We start from the raw sequence: 14628 nt of genomic DNA on the forward strand, positions 1-14628 counted from the left end.
GTGGAGGATTATTGCCCGCGAATAGCGGGAAAGAGCGTGATTAGGCAGGAGGGAAGCAATAGAAAATGTGAAATATTGAACAAAATAGGGGGAGAGACTGATGAAAAATCCGAATTTTCAGTTAGGGTTACAAACTTCAAATCTTATACTTGGCTTTATGGTATGGGTGATTTTATCTTCTTTAATGCCATTTATTAAAGCAGACATTACGTTAACAGCAGGACAGATTTCTCTTGTCACAGCAGTACCAGTTATTTTAGGTTCTATTCTTCGCATTCCAATTGGTTATTGGACCAATCGTTACGGAGCAAGAAAATTATTCTTTATTAGTTTTATTATTCTATTATTCCCGGTCTTTTATATTAGTATGGCAACATCGATGCTAGATTTAATTATTGGCGGTTTATTTGCTGGGGTTGGCGGAGCTGTATTCTCTGTAGGGGTAACATCTCTTCTGAAATACTATCCGAAAGAAAAGCATGGATTTGTAAACGGAATATACGGAATAGGAAATATAGGGACAGCGGTTACATCCTTTCTCGCACCAGTACTTGCAACTTCATTTGGCTGGAGAACAACGGTACAAATGTACTTAATCTTACTCGCTACATTTGCATTAGCAAACTTCCTGTTAGGAGATCGCAACGAGAAAAAGGTAAATACATCATTAACGGAACAAATTAAAGGTGTATATAAAAATGAAAAACTTTGGTTCTTATGTATTTTCTATTTCTTAACATTCGGTTCGTTCGTCGCATTTACAGTTTATTTACCGAACTTCCTTGTATCTCACTTTGGTTTAGCGAAAGTAGATGCTGGATTACGTACAGCCGGTTTTATCGCTTTAGCAACAATCATGCGTCCGATTGGGGGCTGGCTCGGCGACAAATTTAATCCATTTAAAATTTTAATCTTTGTCTTTACCGGTTTAACATTAGCAGGAATTATTTTATCATTCATGCCACAGATGAATGTATACACATTTGGTTGTTTATTAGTTGCTTTTTGCGCTGGTACTGGAAATGGAACAATCTTTAAACTTGTACCAATGTATTTCTCCAAGCAAGCTGGTATTGTAAATGGTCTTGTATCAGCACTTGGCGGACTTGGCGGTTTCTTCCCGCCATTAATCTTAACACTATTATTCCAACTAACAGGTCATTATGCAATTGGGTTTATGGCGTTATCAGAAGTAGCGCTTGCTTGTTTAGTTATTACTGTTTGGATGTATAGTCAAGAGAAGTTAGTTGCGATGTTACAACATAGATAGTAGAAGAGGGTGTCTCCAAGTTGCGATTTTGGAGACACCTTTTTTTATTTTTTAGGAGAGATTGTTCATGGAAGGCTCTCACCAATCGGGCTCTCCTTTCCAAAAAGCAGCAGGATACATGTGAGAGGAATTATCTCGATAGTATAAGCATACTAGTTTATAGAGTTTATCTTTATGCATAAGGGGAATGAAGAGAATGAACAGGGTAGGAAAAAATGATTTTGTTTCTGGTTTTGTGCCACATCATAACCATGGGTCAGTGGATTATACATCTGTTGTGGGAGGTCATGTCCATCAGTGTCTAGATATAACATCCCCGCCAATTCAGACACAGGAAGGAGGGCATATACATTATACAGAAGGATATGTTTTGTTCGAAGATGGACATACACACTATTACAAGGCGTACTCAGGACCAGCAATTCCAGTTGGAAATGGGATGCATGTTCATTATTACGATTTTTATACGACGGAAAATAATGGGCATAAACACCAGGTTAAGGGAGTGGATCAGCCCGCCCCAGGTGATAAATAAATTAGAATTATTATTTATGTTGGGATGAATAGAAAAAAATAAGATTATTTTTATAGCCAGACTGAACTTTTATTGCTGATATGTTTATATATATCTATTCATAAGAATAGAACTAGCATAGTATTTACTGGAGGGATTGAAAATGAATAGGATACATCCTGATACGGGTGTTACATCTGGAGTGTTTGTTGAACGATCATTAAATGAAATTCGTTTTTGGTCTAGAATCATGAAAGAGCATTCTTTATTTCTTCGATTGGGGTTTAGATGTGAGGATACGCAACTAATCCAAGAGGCTAATCAATTTTACCGATTGTTTGAACATATCGAACAAATTGCACATTCCTATACAAATCAAACAGATCCTGAGCAAATAAAAAGGTTTAATTCAGAAGTACAACAAGCTGCAACTAATATTTTCGGATTTAAACGAAAAATTCTAGGATTAATTCTCACATGTAAATTGCCAGGGCAAAATAATTTTCCACTGTTAGTTGATCATACAAGTAGGGAAGCTAATTATTTTAGAAATCGTTTAATTGAATTAAATGAAGGTAAATTGGATGCTCTTCCTGATGCTATTATTAAAGAAAATGTTTTCTTTTTAAGGATTATGGCAGACCATGCTAAATTTATTGGTCATCTTCTTGATCCATCAGAAAGAAAGCTTGTAGATATGGCCCGGAATTTTAGTAATGATTTTGATGAATTGATGTACCAAGCAATTGACTTAGAATCTATGAAACCACAATCTCAAACAGTTCCTCTTTTAGATCAATTTCTGGATCAAAATCGTGTGTCAGTCACATCTCTTCGGGACTTTAAGAAAACGGCACGTGATTTAATTGAGCAATGTAAAATAAAGAGTATCATTCACCCACTATTAGCAGACCATGTTTTCCGTGAAGCTGATAGATTCCTTGAAATAATTGATATGTTTGATGCTCATCTTACAAGCGCTAAATCACAATCTAGAATGTAATGAATCCTTTACTAGCGGATCATGTTTTAAGAAAAGCGAATCATTTCTTCTTTATGATTCACGTTTTAGAACAGCGATTAAAACAAAAATAAATGGAACAATCTGGACAGTAATCATATAGCTAAGATCTCTAGTTGTAATATGGATATTGAATCATACTCTACAAACCTTTATTATGAATATATTGGATGTTATGTATTATTTTAGGGTTTTTATTTTTTGACATATCAATCGCAGGATTTACGCTGGCTTTTATGTCAATTGTATATACATAGTAAAGGTGGATTTTCATGTTCTTTCAGAAATATAAAGGCTCAATTCTTGCAATAGCTGGTGCTGTTATTTACATGGTTACAACACTTTATTTTAAAGATTTGGAGTATGTATATAGAGTGTGTATCAAAATATCAGCAGGAATCATGATAATTATTGGAGGCATTATAATTGAGGAATCAAATCGCTTCTATAAAAAGCAGAGAGATAACAATGTATGATTGTTTAGAATGATACATGCAAAGTAGAGTGCCTGCCGAGTATAAGCTTGGAGGCGCTTTGTTTTTATAAGATAAAAAGAAATCAAATTTATCCTCATAAAAGGATTCAATCTGATTTCTTTTTTTATTTCTGTTATTCCCCTTCTCGCTGTGCCTTTCTTCGCAAGAACCAAGCTCCAAGGAGTGCAAGAGCTCCAGCGATTCCAGTTGTTTCAACAGCAGAACCTGTTTTTGGAAGTGACTGGGATTCTGTTGATTTGTTAACTTGACCTGTTCCATTTGTGTTACTGTTATTAGAACTGTTATTGTCACCGTTAGAATTTCCATTGTTACCGTTATTAGAATTGTTATTGCCACTGTTGGAATTTCCGTTATTACCATTATTCCCATTTCCATTGTTTGTATTATCTGTTTGTGAGAATACTAGTTTTGTTGCTTCACTTTCTAACCATTTATCAGTCTTTTTGTATCGAATGAGGGCTTTTTTGCCTTCTTCAACTGAAAGGTGTCCATCAATCACAAAGTTATTCCATGTTTTCCCTTCATCAAGAGAGTATTCCATATGCCCAGATACACCTAAAATCTTCTTGTTTTTCATATCAGCAAGGACAACTGGTGCATCTGGACGATCACTGTGAGCTGAGAATTGATAATCAAAAAAATAACCAAAAGCCTCTTGCCCATTATCAGGCTTAAAATTTTGTTGTAACAATTCAAGATGCTTTTTCGCAAATGGTCCATTTTTTAAATCAAATTTATTTTCTTCGATATTTAAATAAAAAAGTTTGGATGTGTTTAAATTAGGCAAATCAGTCAGTTTATTTTTATTTAATTGTACATTGCGAAGTATTGCGTTTGGATTGAATTGTATAGAAGAAAGTGCATTTTCTTCTGCAAAGAGATCGTGCAATGCGACATGATTTTCTAAGTTTAAATTTGTTAGGTTGTTGTTAGATACATCGAGTATTTCTAGTTTCGATTCTTTTGGTAAACGTAATTCTTTTATGCCATTATGTACAGCTGACAGAGCAGTTAATTTCGTTTGGTTAGATACATCTAATACAGCAATTTGATTGTTTTCTAAACCCAATGATTGTAGATCTTTATTTTCAGATAATGAAAGTGCGTTGAGCCCTAAGTTGCTTATAGCTAAGTGCTTCAGTTTCTTATTGTTTGATAGATCAATAGAAAGAGCAGATTTGGTTAATGCCTTGTTTACTTTATTATTTGCATACAAATTGAGATTTTCTAAATTTGGTAATAAGTGAAATCCTTGTAAGGAAGTGAATGTCCCCTCATTCGCAATTTCAAGCGTTGTTACTAGCTTTAATTCTTCTTCTGTTACTTTATCATTAGGTGTTTTTCCAAGCTCACTAGCAACTGCGCTGGCGATGGTTGCGTCAGGGAACATTTCTGCGATTGTTTGTTTTACTGGCGCTTGTGCTTGTTGGTTTGCTTCCTCTGTTAATTTTTCTTCTTTTGTAGGTGCTGTTTGCTGAGGTGTTGGTTTATTTTCTTGAGAAGGTGGAGCGGTTGTTTTGCTTTGTTCTTGTACAGGTTTCGTTTGTTCAGTTGGCTTTTGCTCTTGTACAGGTTTTGTTTGTTCAATTGATTGTTGTTGTTCGGACTTTGATTCTTGCTTTTGCGCAGTTTCAGAAGCATTCGTTTGTTTTGATTCAAGTTCTTTTTGATTTACAGTTTCTTTTTTTTCTTCTGAAATGACAGTCTTCGTTTCGTTCGTTTGAGCAAACGTACTCATAGGTTGCAGTAATAAAGATGTAGCTGCGACTGCTGGTAAAGCGTATTTTTTCTTCACTAGAAACCACCTCTGGATTTTGAATTTTAAAAAAACATCACAAGAAATTTATACCAAAAATTACAATAATAATCAATAAAATTAAATTTTTTGTAGGTTTTTCTGCTAATTTTGCTAGATGTATATAAGTCTTTTGTGCTACTTTATCTAACCCTAATGAGTGATTTTAAGAAGTATACAGCCATTTTATAATAGAAGTTGAAAGTATTCTAAAATGGATGGAGAGGGAATTGTATGGAAAAGTGGGTTCAATTTAGAATCGCAAGACCGACAGATAAATTTGAAGAAGTAATTCGATTTTACGAAGAAGGATTAGGGTTAAAACGTATAGGTGTGTTTCATAATCATGAAGGTTATGATGGAGTAATGTTTGGATTACCTGGTGTAGAATATCATTTAGAGTTTACAAGGCATGTAAGCGGAACTCCATGTCCTGCTCCGACAAAAGATAATTTACTTGTATTTTATATACCGGATAAAGTTAAAATTGAAAATGTAAATAATAGATTAAATACAATGGGATATTTTGAAGTTGAACCAGAAAATCCTTATTGGAAAGAAAAAGGAACTACAATAGAAGATCCCGATGGATGGAGAATTGTACTTATGAATACAGAGGGGTTACGCTCCAATAATTAAAGCTATAATCTCACTAATGAAATGAGAATTCTACGGCACGTCCCCTTAATTTTTATTCATAAAATAAAAAATCCTTAATACAATAAACCAATCCGTTCTTTTTCGAAAGGAGGGGTGGGAGATGAGCCGTACAATTAAAATTGATATTACAGACAAGGTAGTGGCGAAGTTTAAGACAGATTATTTGGAATTATACTCTAATAAATTTATGATTGGTAAATTTTATGTCTATACTGAAGAGAAGCGATATGTATTAGAAGATGGTTACTTATATGAAGATGGCAAGTTTTATCGCATCATTGATACACACCGAGATAACAGTCCAGCAGTAGAAGGTTGCGACTTAGGATGGTGTTAATGTGATTCGCGTAAAGATCTTTGATGAAAGTCATGAAAAGGATTTAGAAGAGGCAATCAATGTCTTTTTGAAAAAAATGGACGAAGAACAAATTGTAGATATTAAGTACCAAGTATCGGTTTCGAACAATGATGAAGAGAGTCAGATTTATTGTTTCTCTGCGATGGTTGTATATCGGTCTTAAATACAAAAAGACGGCTTCGTGTCGTCTTTTTTGTATGTAACTAATGATTGGTTTCACTTTATCGGCGGAAATCCCTCATATATCGGCGACTTTTCAAATATATCGACCACTTTTAGCGATATAAAGATTCTTCGACACAATATAAAGACATCTCGGCAAAACTCGACACAATACATCGAAGATACAATCCATCACGAGACGTTTAAATAGGCAGTGTATGAAAAAAAGTGTTGAGAGATTCTCAACACTTTCTTTTACAGTGCGGTGCCTTTTTGCTGCGGTGCAACTGTTTCTTGTTGTTTGGATTTTAAGCATATCCATGCAATAACTAAACTGATAACGGCTAATATAAATGTGCCGCTAAAGATAATATGAACACTAGAAGCGAGCACTTCTTGCGAACGCGCTGCAGTACTTCCGTGTTCTGAAGTTACTAAGTTTACATTTCCGTCTCCAGCGCTGTGGATCACTGTATTGAACATTGTTCCAAATACTGCTGCACCTAGCGTTTGACTAAATGTATTAATAAATGTATTTAAACCGACTGCTGTTCCGCGTTTATTCGCAGGGACAGAAGCTTGAATTGTGACCATAAAGATTGGTGTGATAAGTCCCATTCCAAGGCCAAACATCCCCATTGCAATGTAAATAAGAGATGGATGTGAATGAGTAGATAGTATGAATAATAAGAACGTTGAAGCCGATAAAATGCTGCTGCCAAGTAAAATAATTTGTTTTGTTTGTAAACGGCCAACTAAGTTACCAGACATCATCGCACCAACTGTCCAAACTACAGGAATTGGCATTAAAATCATACCAGCTTCCGTTGCATTTTTTCCTAATACCCCTTGTGTCCAAATTGGAAGGTACATTGTAATACTAATAATCATCGCACCAGCAATTAATGTTAATACGTTTACGATAGATACAGTTCGGTTAGAGAACAACTCTAACGGAATTAATGGTTCTGGTGATTTTTTTTCTACAAGTAAGAAAAGAATAAATGCGATAACGGCAAATACTAGCAGACCGATAATTGTGATATCGCCCCAGTTTTGCTGCTGACTTCCTGTTAGTAGTGCATAAAGTAAGGCAATCGTACTAAGTGAGAAGATCATCGCACCTGGATAATCGATATGATGTTTTGCTGGTTTGATAGATTCTTTATAAGAAATCGCAATCATTGCACAAGCAAAGATTCCAAATGGAATGTTTAAGAAAAAGATATAACGCCAAGATAGTGAATCAACTAAAAATCCGCCAACTAACGGTCCGACAACACCAGATACACCCCAAACAGCGCTCAGCCAACCTTGTGCTTTTGCTCTGTCTTTTGCTTCGCTATATAAGTCACCGATAATTGTCATTGTAATTGGCATAACAGCACCTGCTCCTACTCCTTGCAGGGCGCGGAATAGAATTAATTGCTCCATCGATGTTGCAACGCCGCATAATGTCGAGCCGATTAAAAAGATGGCAGCTCCAGTTAATAGTACTTTTTTACGTCCAAATAAGTCGGCTAGCTTCCCGTAAATCGGTGTTGTGACTGCGGTTGCTAACATATAAATGGCATACACCCAGCTTACAAGTCCTACTCCTGAAAGTTCGCTTGTAATGCGAGGTACCGCTGTGCTAACAATCGTTCCTTCAACAGCAGAAAGAAACGTCATTAGCATTAAAGACATCATTACTTTTTTTCTCATCTGTTTTCCCCTTTAGCTTTTTTACAATTACAAATGAAAAGGAGACTATAATTAGGCTCCTTTTTTACTACTATATGGTAGCATTTTGACCAGCAGTCATTCCAGCAATTCGGCCTGTAACGAATGCGGAAGTAATATTATACCCGCCCGTATAGCCGTGAATATCAAGAATTTCTCCGCAGAAATATAAGCCGTTCATGAGTTTTGATGACATTTCTTTCGGATTAATTTCTTTCACCGACACACCGCCGCCTGTTACGAATGCTTTTTCAAGAGGCTGCGTTCCGTTTACGGTAAAGGTAAATCCTTTGAAGTCAGCAGCAAGAGCACGGATCTTTTCGTGAGAAATTTGTCCGCATTGCTGACTGCCGTCAATTTCATTTTTCTCTAATAGGAATAAGAAATAACGCTCAGGCACATAACCTTTCAGTACATTCTTTATTGCCTTTTTCGATTCTTCTTTCATTTGTTTCATCATGCGCTGGAAAAGTTGTTCGCCATGTTCTTCTGGCAACGCATCAATGCTCATTGTGACGTTGTTTGTTTTGAACTTTTTCATTGTTTTCAGGGCGAATTGACTACAGCGAAGAGCAGCTGGTCCAGACACACCAAAGTGAGTAAAGAGCATATCCATCTTATGAGAGATAACAGGTTTCCCTTTTGGATTTAATACGCTTAGTTCTACATCACGAAGCGCTATGCCTTGTAATGTACGGTCACGAATAAATGGTTCATTCGAAAGAAGTGGTACTTCCGTTGGGAATAGTTCTGTAATCGTATGCCCTGCTTTTTCCGCCCAAGCGTAGCCATCCCCAGTAGAGCCTGTATGCGGCACTGATTTCCCGCCAACGGCAATCACGACATGATTTGTTTCCAGCACTTCACCATTTTGCAGGATAACAGCTTTCGTTTGGCCATTTTCATACTCTACAGTTTTCACAGGAAGATTTGTCCGAATCGTTACGCGCAGTTCCTTTAAACGCGTGAGCAGTGCATCTACAACGGACTGTGCTTTATTTGATACAGGGAACATACGACCATGATCTTCTTCTTTTAATTTAACGCCCAGCTTTTCGAAAAACTGAATAATATCTTCATTATTAAAAATCGAAAAGGCGCTATATAAGAAACGACCATTTCCCGGAATATGTTTTACAATTTCATCGAGCGGCAGACGGTTCGTTACGTTGCAGCGTCCGCCGCCAGAAATCGCAAGCTTTCTTCCTAATTTGTCGCCCTTATCAAGAAGTAAAACGCGTGCACCTTCTTCAGCAGCACCGATCGCTGCCATTAAACCAGAAGGACCGCCACCAATGACAATTACATCATAATGCATATAAATCGACCTCATTTTCTTATTTTGCTGCATTCAAGAATATCATGTTTTCATAGAAAAGAAAAATGAAGGGATATACTGTTAAGAGGATAAAGTGTGATACAATACAAAGGTTGGAGTACAGGGTTTTGAATAATGTAGGAGGATTTTTTTATGTCCGATTCAAAATTTTTACGCGGAACGCTTATTGTGACGCTTGGGACATTTTTAGTAAAGTTCCTCGGCATGATTTATGTTTTTCCGTTTCATGCGTTAGTTGGCACAGAAGGCGGGGCGCTATACACGTATGGATATATTCCATATACAATCTTTTTAAGTATCGCAACGGCAGGGGTGCCGCTTGCAGTTTCGAAGTTTGTTTCGAAATATAATGCACTTGGAGATTATAAGACGAGCCGAAGAATGTTTCGCTCCGGTATGGTTATGATGATCATAAGCGGAATCCTTTCCTTTTTAGTCTTATATATGACAGCGCCGTTCTTTGCTGAGGCGATGCTAGGGAAGCAAAATTTACATAATAGCTTAGAAGATGTAACAATGATTATTCGTCTCGTTAGCTTTGCGCTTCTTGTAGTACCAGCGGCGAGTTTAATTCGCGGTTATTTTCAAGGATTCCAATCAATGGGACCAACGACCGTTTCACAAATTATTGAACAAATTATTCGGATTGTATTTTTACTTATAGGTAGTTTTATCGTTATAAAAGTAATGAAAGGTTCGGTCGCAACAGCAGTTGGGGTGGCGACATTTGCAGCGTTTGTTTCCGCTGTCGGAGCATTGGCTGTCCTCATTTGGTATTGGAGGAAGCGAAAGCATCATTTAGAGCAACACATTATCAATCAAACAGCACCAGAGTCAACAGTTAAAACAGTTGACTTATTTAAAGAACTGTTTGCGTATGCAATTCCTTATGTTGTGATTGGGTTAACGATTCCGCTTTATCAGCAAATTGACACGTTAACGTTTAATGCCATTATGCAAGCAATTGGACAAGGGGATATTGCAGAACGTGCTCTTGGTATTTTTACAATGTGGACACATAAGTTAATTATGATTCCAGTATCGCTTGCAACGGCGTATAGCTTAACGCTCGTACCGGCAATTACAAAATCGTTTACAGAAGGACAGTTCAGTTATTTGAAGCAGCAAATTACCCAAACGTTTCAAGTGAATATGTTTTTAACATTACCAGCAGTCATTGGAATTTCCACGTTAGCGTATCCAATTTATACCGCATTTTATGAAGCTGATCCGCTCGGCGGAAAAGTATTAATGTGGTATGCTCCAGTTGCGTTATTGTTTGCATTGTTCACAGTAACAGCAGCTATTTTGCAAGGGATTAACCAGCAAAAGCATGCGATCATTGCACTTGGCATAGGCGTTATTTTAAAATTCTTATGTAATGTGATGTTTATTCGTTATTTTGGAACGGTTGGTGCGGTCGTAGCAACAGGTGTAGCGTTCGCTGTATCCATTTGGTATACAAATAAACAAATTCAAAAATATGCGCAATTTTCATTTGCACTTGTGTATAAACGAACGTTTCAAATTGCAGTATTAACAGCTGTGATGGTTGTAGTTGTTAACATATTATTATGGATTCTTTCCTTTATGCTTCCATATGAGACAAGTCGATTTGCAGCATTAGTTGCAGTTTTCATTTGTGCAATGGGAGGAGCAGCTGTGTATGGATATTTAGCATTCCGTACCGGCGTAATAGAGCGAGTATTTGGCGGTGAATTTTTAAAGAAGATTCAGCGTAAACTTGGTGGTAGATTGAAGATAAAAACGAAAGGGGCGTAAATGGTGCGCCTCTCTTTTTCTAATTATATAAAGCAGGTGAAATGATGAGATTAGATAAGTTATTAGCAAACATGGGCTATGGTAGCCGTAAAGAAGTGAAAAAATTATTAAAAGATGGCGTTGTCAAAATAGATGGCGTATCAGTGAAAGATGCGAAATATCACGTGAACGTTGAAGAACAAGAAGTTATGATTCACGGTGAAGTAGTAGAGTATAAAGAATTCATATACTTAATGATGCATAAACCACAAGGTGTCATTTCGGCAACAGAAGATGACAATCATGAAACAGTTATCGATTTATTAGAAATGGAAGATGCGATTTTTGATCCATTCCCAGTTGGAAGACTCGATATTGATACAGAAGGTTTTCTGTTAATAACAAATGACGGAAAGCTAGCGCATCAACTTCTTTCTCCGAAAAAGCACGTGCCGAAAAAATACTTTGCAAGAGTAGCAGGGAAAGTGACAGAAGAAGATGTTGCAGCGTTCAAAAAAGGCGTTATTTTAGAAGATGGATATGAAACAAAGCCAGGTGATTTAACAATTCTACAAAGCGATGACGTGTCTGAAATTGAACTCGTTATTACAGAAGGAAAGTTTCATCAAGTAAAGCGCATGTTTGAAGCGGTTGGCAAAAAGGTTGTGTACTTAAAGCGTACAGAGATGGGGCCTTTAGTATTAGATGAGGAATTAGAGCTTGGGCAGTACCGTGAATTGACAGACGAAGAAGTAGAGATGTTGAAGTCTTGTCATACGCAAGTAGAAAGATAAGTTGAAAAACCGAAAAAACCTTTCTTTTTAAGGTGGGCGAGGGGTTCTGGCGATGCTTAGTAGCGGTCAGGGCCTTTTTTTGCCACTTGCGGTGTTAAAACAAAGGGATGAAGCGAGTGGGGGTTACTTTTTGTTTTCGTAAGCGGTGAATTAGAGGTTGAGGTATCGAGATGAAAAGGTATGCAACCCTCTTTTTTTGTCACCTGCTTTGTTAAAACAAAGAGAGAAAACAAGTGCAGGGCACGTTTTGTTTTAGTTGGCAGTGAATTATATCATAATCAAAAAGACCCCCATTCTTTTTATTAAGAATGGGGTATGTATATAATAAATCAAGTTATACTCATCACGAGGTCATTCTCACTTTCTTTCCTGTTGTTGTCCACTTGCCGCGGCAAGGGCTATACACGAGTTCATTAAATTGCAACACATTCAGATCGCGCTGTATCGTTCGCGGTGTGATCCCGAACTCATCTACAAGGTCTTGCGTCGTTACGGTGCCTTTCTCATTAATGTACATATAGATTGATTTAATACGTGTTAGCATACGAGTAGTTGTAGGTTTTATCAAAAAAACCACTCCTCTACAAGTTTTTTGACCCATTCAGGAAAGAAGGTCGTTATTTTCATTGTACTCCAGATGAAAAAAAACATGCTCTAACTTGCTCAATTTTTACGAAATTTTAACATATTCCCGAAAAAAGTCCCATTTTCAAGCGCGTGACGGACAGCAACCCAGAGGTAAGGGGGAATTTCGGTTAGGTATAGCATAAAGTAATTCTTGGCAAATACACGCATGTTTTGCCCATCCATATGAGGATGTAGTTTCCCTTCGCCAATGTTTGTAGGTGTTGGCAACTTCTTATATGAAGGCTTGTGGTTGACCGTTCTTTCCCAATCAGAACTGTTACAGAGCCACCATAGAGCCAAGAACTAGGGAATCATTCACCTACAAACGGAGTCCACGAAAGACTTAGGCTAGACAACCAGGGCTTATTTCAAGCCCCCACTTCAAACCGGGTTAGCGTTTAAGTGGTGGGTAGTTGACCATCTGCTAGAGTCTATAGAAAGAAAGTTGTTGACATTCTGTTTCTCTTTACCAACTATCTTATAAATTTCTACGTAAAACGTCAAATTCCTGCAAATAATTTAATAAAAATAAGAAAAAACTAATTTTAATAATCTGAAATATTATAATTGTTCGTTATTGAACTTGAGCTTGCTAGCATAAAAAGAGATCGTTTGCTATGATGAAAAAGAGAATATAGAAGAGGGTGAAAGTATGACAAATATAAATTGGATGCAAGAAGTAGAGAAACGAAAAGATGCTCTAATCCATGATGTACAGCAATTTTTACAAATTAAAAGTGTATGGGAAGAAGAAACGGCAAAAGAAGGTGCACCGTTTGGAGAAGGTGTAGCAAATGCATTATCTTTCATGCTAGATAAGGGAGAGTCTGACCGATTTCTTTCGAAAAATTTAGAGGGATATGCAGGGCATTTAGAAATGGGACAAGGAGAAGAAATCGTTGGTATTCTATGTCACGTTGATGTCGTACCAGAAGGAGACGGCTGGACAACGCCGGCATATAGCGCTGATATTCGTGATGGTAAAATCTTTGCACGCGGAGCGATCGATGATAAAGGTCCAACAATGGCAGCTTACTACGCAATGAAAATTGTAAAAGAACTAGAATTGCCGCTTTCTAAACGCGTTCGCATGATTTTAGGAACGGATGAAGAAAGTAACTGGAAGTGCGTAGACCATTACTTTAAACACGAAGAAATGCCGACGATGGGCTTTGCTCCAGATGCAGATTTTCCAATTATTAATGCGGAAAAAGGAATTTGCGATTTATATGTTGTTCAAAATAAAAAAGAACACGTAGCAGGAGAACATATATTAGTATCCTTCTCATCCGGACGCCGATTAAATATGGTTCCTGATTTTGCAGAGGCTACCCTAACGAGCGAAAAAGCAGCAGAACTTGCAAAGCAGTACGAACAATATATACAAGAAGGAAAGAAAAACGGGAAAGCAATTGTCGAAGGAAATACAGTTACACTGCAAGTAGAAGGTATTTCGGCACACGGTTCTACACCGGAACAAGGAGAAAATGCTGGCTTAACACTTGTGAACTTCTTAACGACAATCTCTTTAGATGAACAAGGCGGCGCATTTGCTAGTTTAGCGGCGGAAACATTTACAAATGATACACTTGGAGAAAAAGCTGGCATTGCGTATGCAGATGAAATTACAGGTCCATTAACAGTAAACGTTGGTCTTCTTTCTTATACAAAAGAAGAAGGCGGTAAACTAGGATTAAACATTCGTTACCCAGTTACAACAAACTTAGAAGGAACGCTGCAAACATTAACAAATTATGTGAATGCAAAAGACTTTGCTATTACAAATGTATCAGATTCTCGTCCGCATCACGTTGATAAAGATCACGTATTAATTCGTACACTTCAGCGTGTATATGAAGAACAAACAGGAGAAAAAGCCGAGTTACTAGCAATTGGCGGCGGTACATATGCACGTTCATTGAAAGCTGGCGTTGCGTTCGGTCCGCTATTCCCAGGAAAAGAAGAATTAGCGCATCAGAAAGATGAGTATGTTGAGATTGAGGATTTGCTTAAGGCAACAGCGATTTATGCACATGCGATTTATGAATTAGCGAAATAGAAGTATGGGAATGAAAAAACATAAAACCTTTCTTTTTTTAGGTGGGCGA

14 protein-coding genes and 1 pseudogene are annotated in these 14628 nt (G+C 37.2%); 11 read left to right on the top strand and 4 right to left on the bottom strand.

All coding sequences use genetic code 11. The annotated features are described in order from the left end of the window. The first annotated feature begins 100 nt into the window (after window positions 1-100). The 5 genes and pseudogenes from BM211_RS19935 to BM211_RS19950 all read left to right on the top strand — a co-directional run bounded on the left by BM211_RS19935 (window position 101) and on the right by BM211_RS19950 (window position 3281). Entirely contained in the window at window positions 101-1270 is a 1170-nt protein-coding gene (locus BM211_RS19935) for a nitrate/nitrite transporter (protein ID WP_090999088.1), read from the top strand. A 196-nt stretch (window positions 1271-1466) separates the two neighbouring features. Further along, the gene (locus BM211_RS19940) at window positions 1467-1805 is read left to right on the top strand and encodes a YmaF family protein (RefSeq protein ID WP_035436021.1); all 339 of its coding nucleotides are present in this window, start codon (window positions 1467-1469) and stop codon (window positions 1803-1805) included. A gap of 142 nt (window positions 1806-1947) precedes the next feature. Then, complete coding sequence (locus tag BM211_RS19945; RefSeq protein ID WP_035436019.1) at window positions 1948-2787, top strand: DUF2935 domain-containing protein; 840 nt, start codon at window positions 1948-1950, stop codon at window positions 2785-2787. After that, window positions 2784-2879 (top strand): annotated as a pseudogene (locus BM211_RS27610) (DUF2935 domain-containing protein); the annotation flags it as partial. The gene BM211_RS19945 and the pseudogene BM211_RS27610, both read left to right, overlap by 4 nt. A 198-nt stretch (window positions 2880-3077) precedes the next feature. Further along, window positions 3078-3281, top strand: coding sequence for a hypothetical protein (locus BM211_RS19950; RefSeq protein ID WP_090999090.1), 204 nt, complete (start codon window positions 3078-3080; stop codon window positions 3279-3281). Between the two features lie 133 nt (window positions 3282-3414). Here the strand turns inward: BM211_RS19950 and BM211_RS19955 are convergent, their stop codons facing one another. Continuing rightward, window positions 3415-5097: an LPXTG cell wall anchor domain-containing protein gene (locus BM211_RS19955; RefSeq protein WP_090999092.1), complete on the bottom strand. Its 1683-nt coding sequence runs from the start codon at window positions 5095-5097 to the stop codon at window positions 3415-3417. 234 nt (window positions 5098-5331) lie between these two features. Between BM211_RS19955 and BM211_RS19960 the strand changes: the two genes are divergently transcribed. The 3 genes from BM211_RS19960 to BM211_RS19970 all read left to right on the top strand — a co-directional run bounded on the left by BM211_RS19960 (window position 5332) and on the right by BM211_RS19970 (window position 6278). Further along, complete coding sequence (locus BM211_RS19960; RefSeq protein ID WP_035436014.1) at window positions 5332-5736, top strand: VOC family protein; 405 nt, start codon at window positions 5332-5334, stop codon at window positions 5734-5736. Between the two features lie 121 nt (window positions 5737-5857). Then, complete coding sequence (locus BM211_RS19965) at window positions 5858-6094, top strand: DUF2553 family protein (RefSeq protein WP_090999094.1); 237 nt, start codon at window positions 5858-5860, stop codon at window positions 6092-6094. A 1-nt stretch (window position 6095) separates the two neighbouring features. Further along, window positions 6096-6278, top strand: a complete 183-nt coding sequence (locus BM211_RS19970; protein ID WP_020060291.1) for a sporulation protein Cse60 — start codon at window positions 6096-6098, stop codon at window positions 6276-6278. Window positions 6279-6532: 254 nt separating this feature from the next. Here BM211_RS19970 and BM211_RS19975 read toward each other — a convergent pair whose 3' ends face one another. Further along, the gene (locus tag BM211_RS19975; RefSeq protein WP_035436009.1) at window positions 6533-7981 is read right to left on the bottom strand and encodes an MDR family MFS transporter; all 1449 of its coding nucleotides are present in this window, start codon (window positions 7979-7981) and stop codon (window positions 6533-6535) included. 70 nt (window positions 7982-8051) lie between these two features. Further along, entirely contained in the window at window positions 8052-9317 is a 1266-nt protein-coding gene (locus BM211_RS19980) for a BaiN/RdsA family NAD(P)/FAD-dependent oxidoreductase (protein WP_035436007.1), read from the bottom strand. Window positions 9318-9470: 153 nt separating this feature from the next. Here BM211_RS19980 and BM211_RS19985 point away from each other — a divergent pair, with 153 nt between their 5' ends. Together BM211_RS19985 and BM211_RS19990 are read left to right on the top strand one after the other, a co-directional pair. Beyond that, window positions 9471-11120, top strand: a complete 1650-nt coding sequence (locus BM211_RS19985; RefSeq protein WP_035436006.1) for a putative polysaccharide biosynthesis protein — start codon at window positions 9471-9473, stop codon at window positions 11118-11120. A gap of 44 nt (window positions 11121-11164) precedes the next feature. Then, a complete protein-coding gene (locus tag BM211_RS19990) occupies window positions 11165-11893 on the top strand; it encodes a pseudouridine synthase (protein ID WP_035436002.1) in 729 nt (242 codons plus the stop codon). Window positions 11894-12236: 343 nt separating this feature from the next. On the opposite strand, the gene BM211_RS19995 is transcribed toward BM211_RS19990, so the two are convergent. Continuing rightward, window positions 12237-12458, bottom strand: coding sequence for a DeoR family transcriptional regulator (locus BM211_RS19995; RefSeq protein WP_035436379.1), 222 nt, complete (start codon window positions 12456-12458; stop codon window positions 12237-12239). A 714-nt stretch (window positions 12459-13172) separates the two neighbouring features. Here BM211_RS19995 and pepV point away from each other — a divergent pair. Then, window positions 13173-14579, top strand: a complete 1407-nt coding sequence (pepV, locus tag BM211_RS20005) for a dipeptidase PepV (protein ID WP_090999097.1) — start codon at window positions 13173-13175, stop codon at window positions 14577-14579. The last annotated feature ends 49 nt before the right edge of the window (window positions 14580-14628 follow it).

Origin of the sequence: Bacillus sp. 491mf (genome assembly GCF_900112415.1) — a bacterium.
GTDB lineage: Bacteria > Bacillota > Bacilli > Bacillales > Bacillaceae_G > Bacillus_A.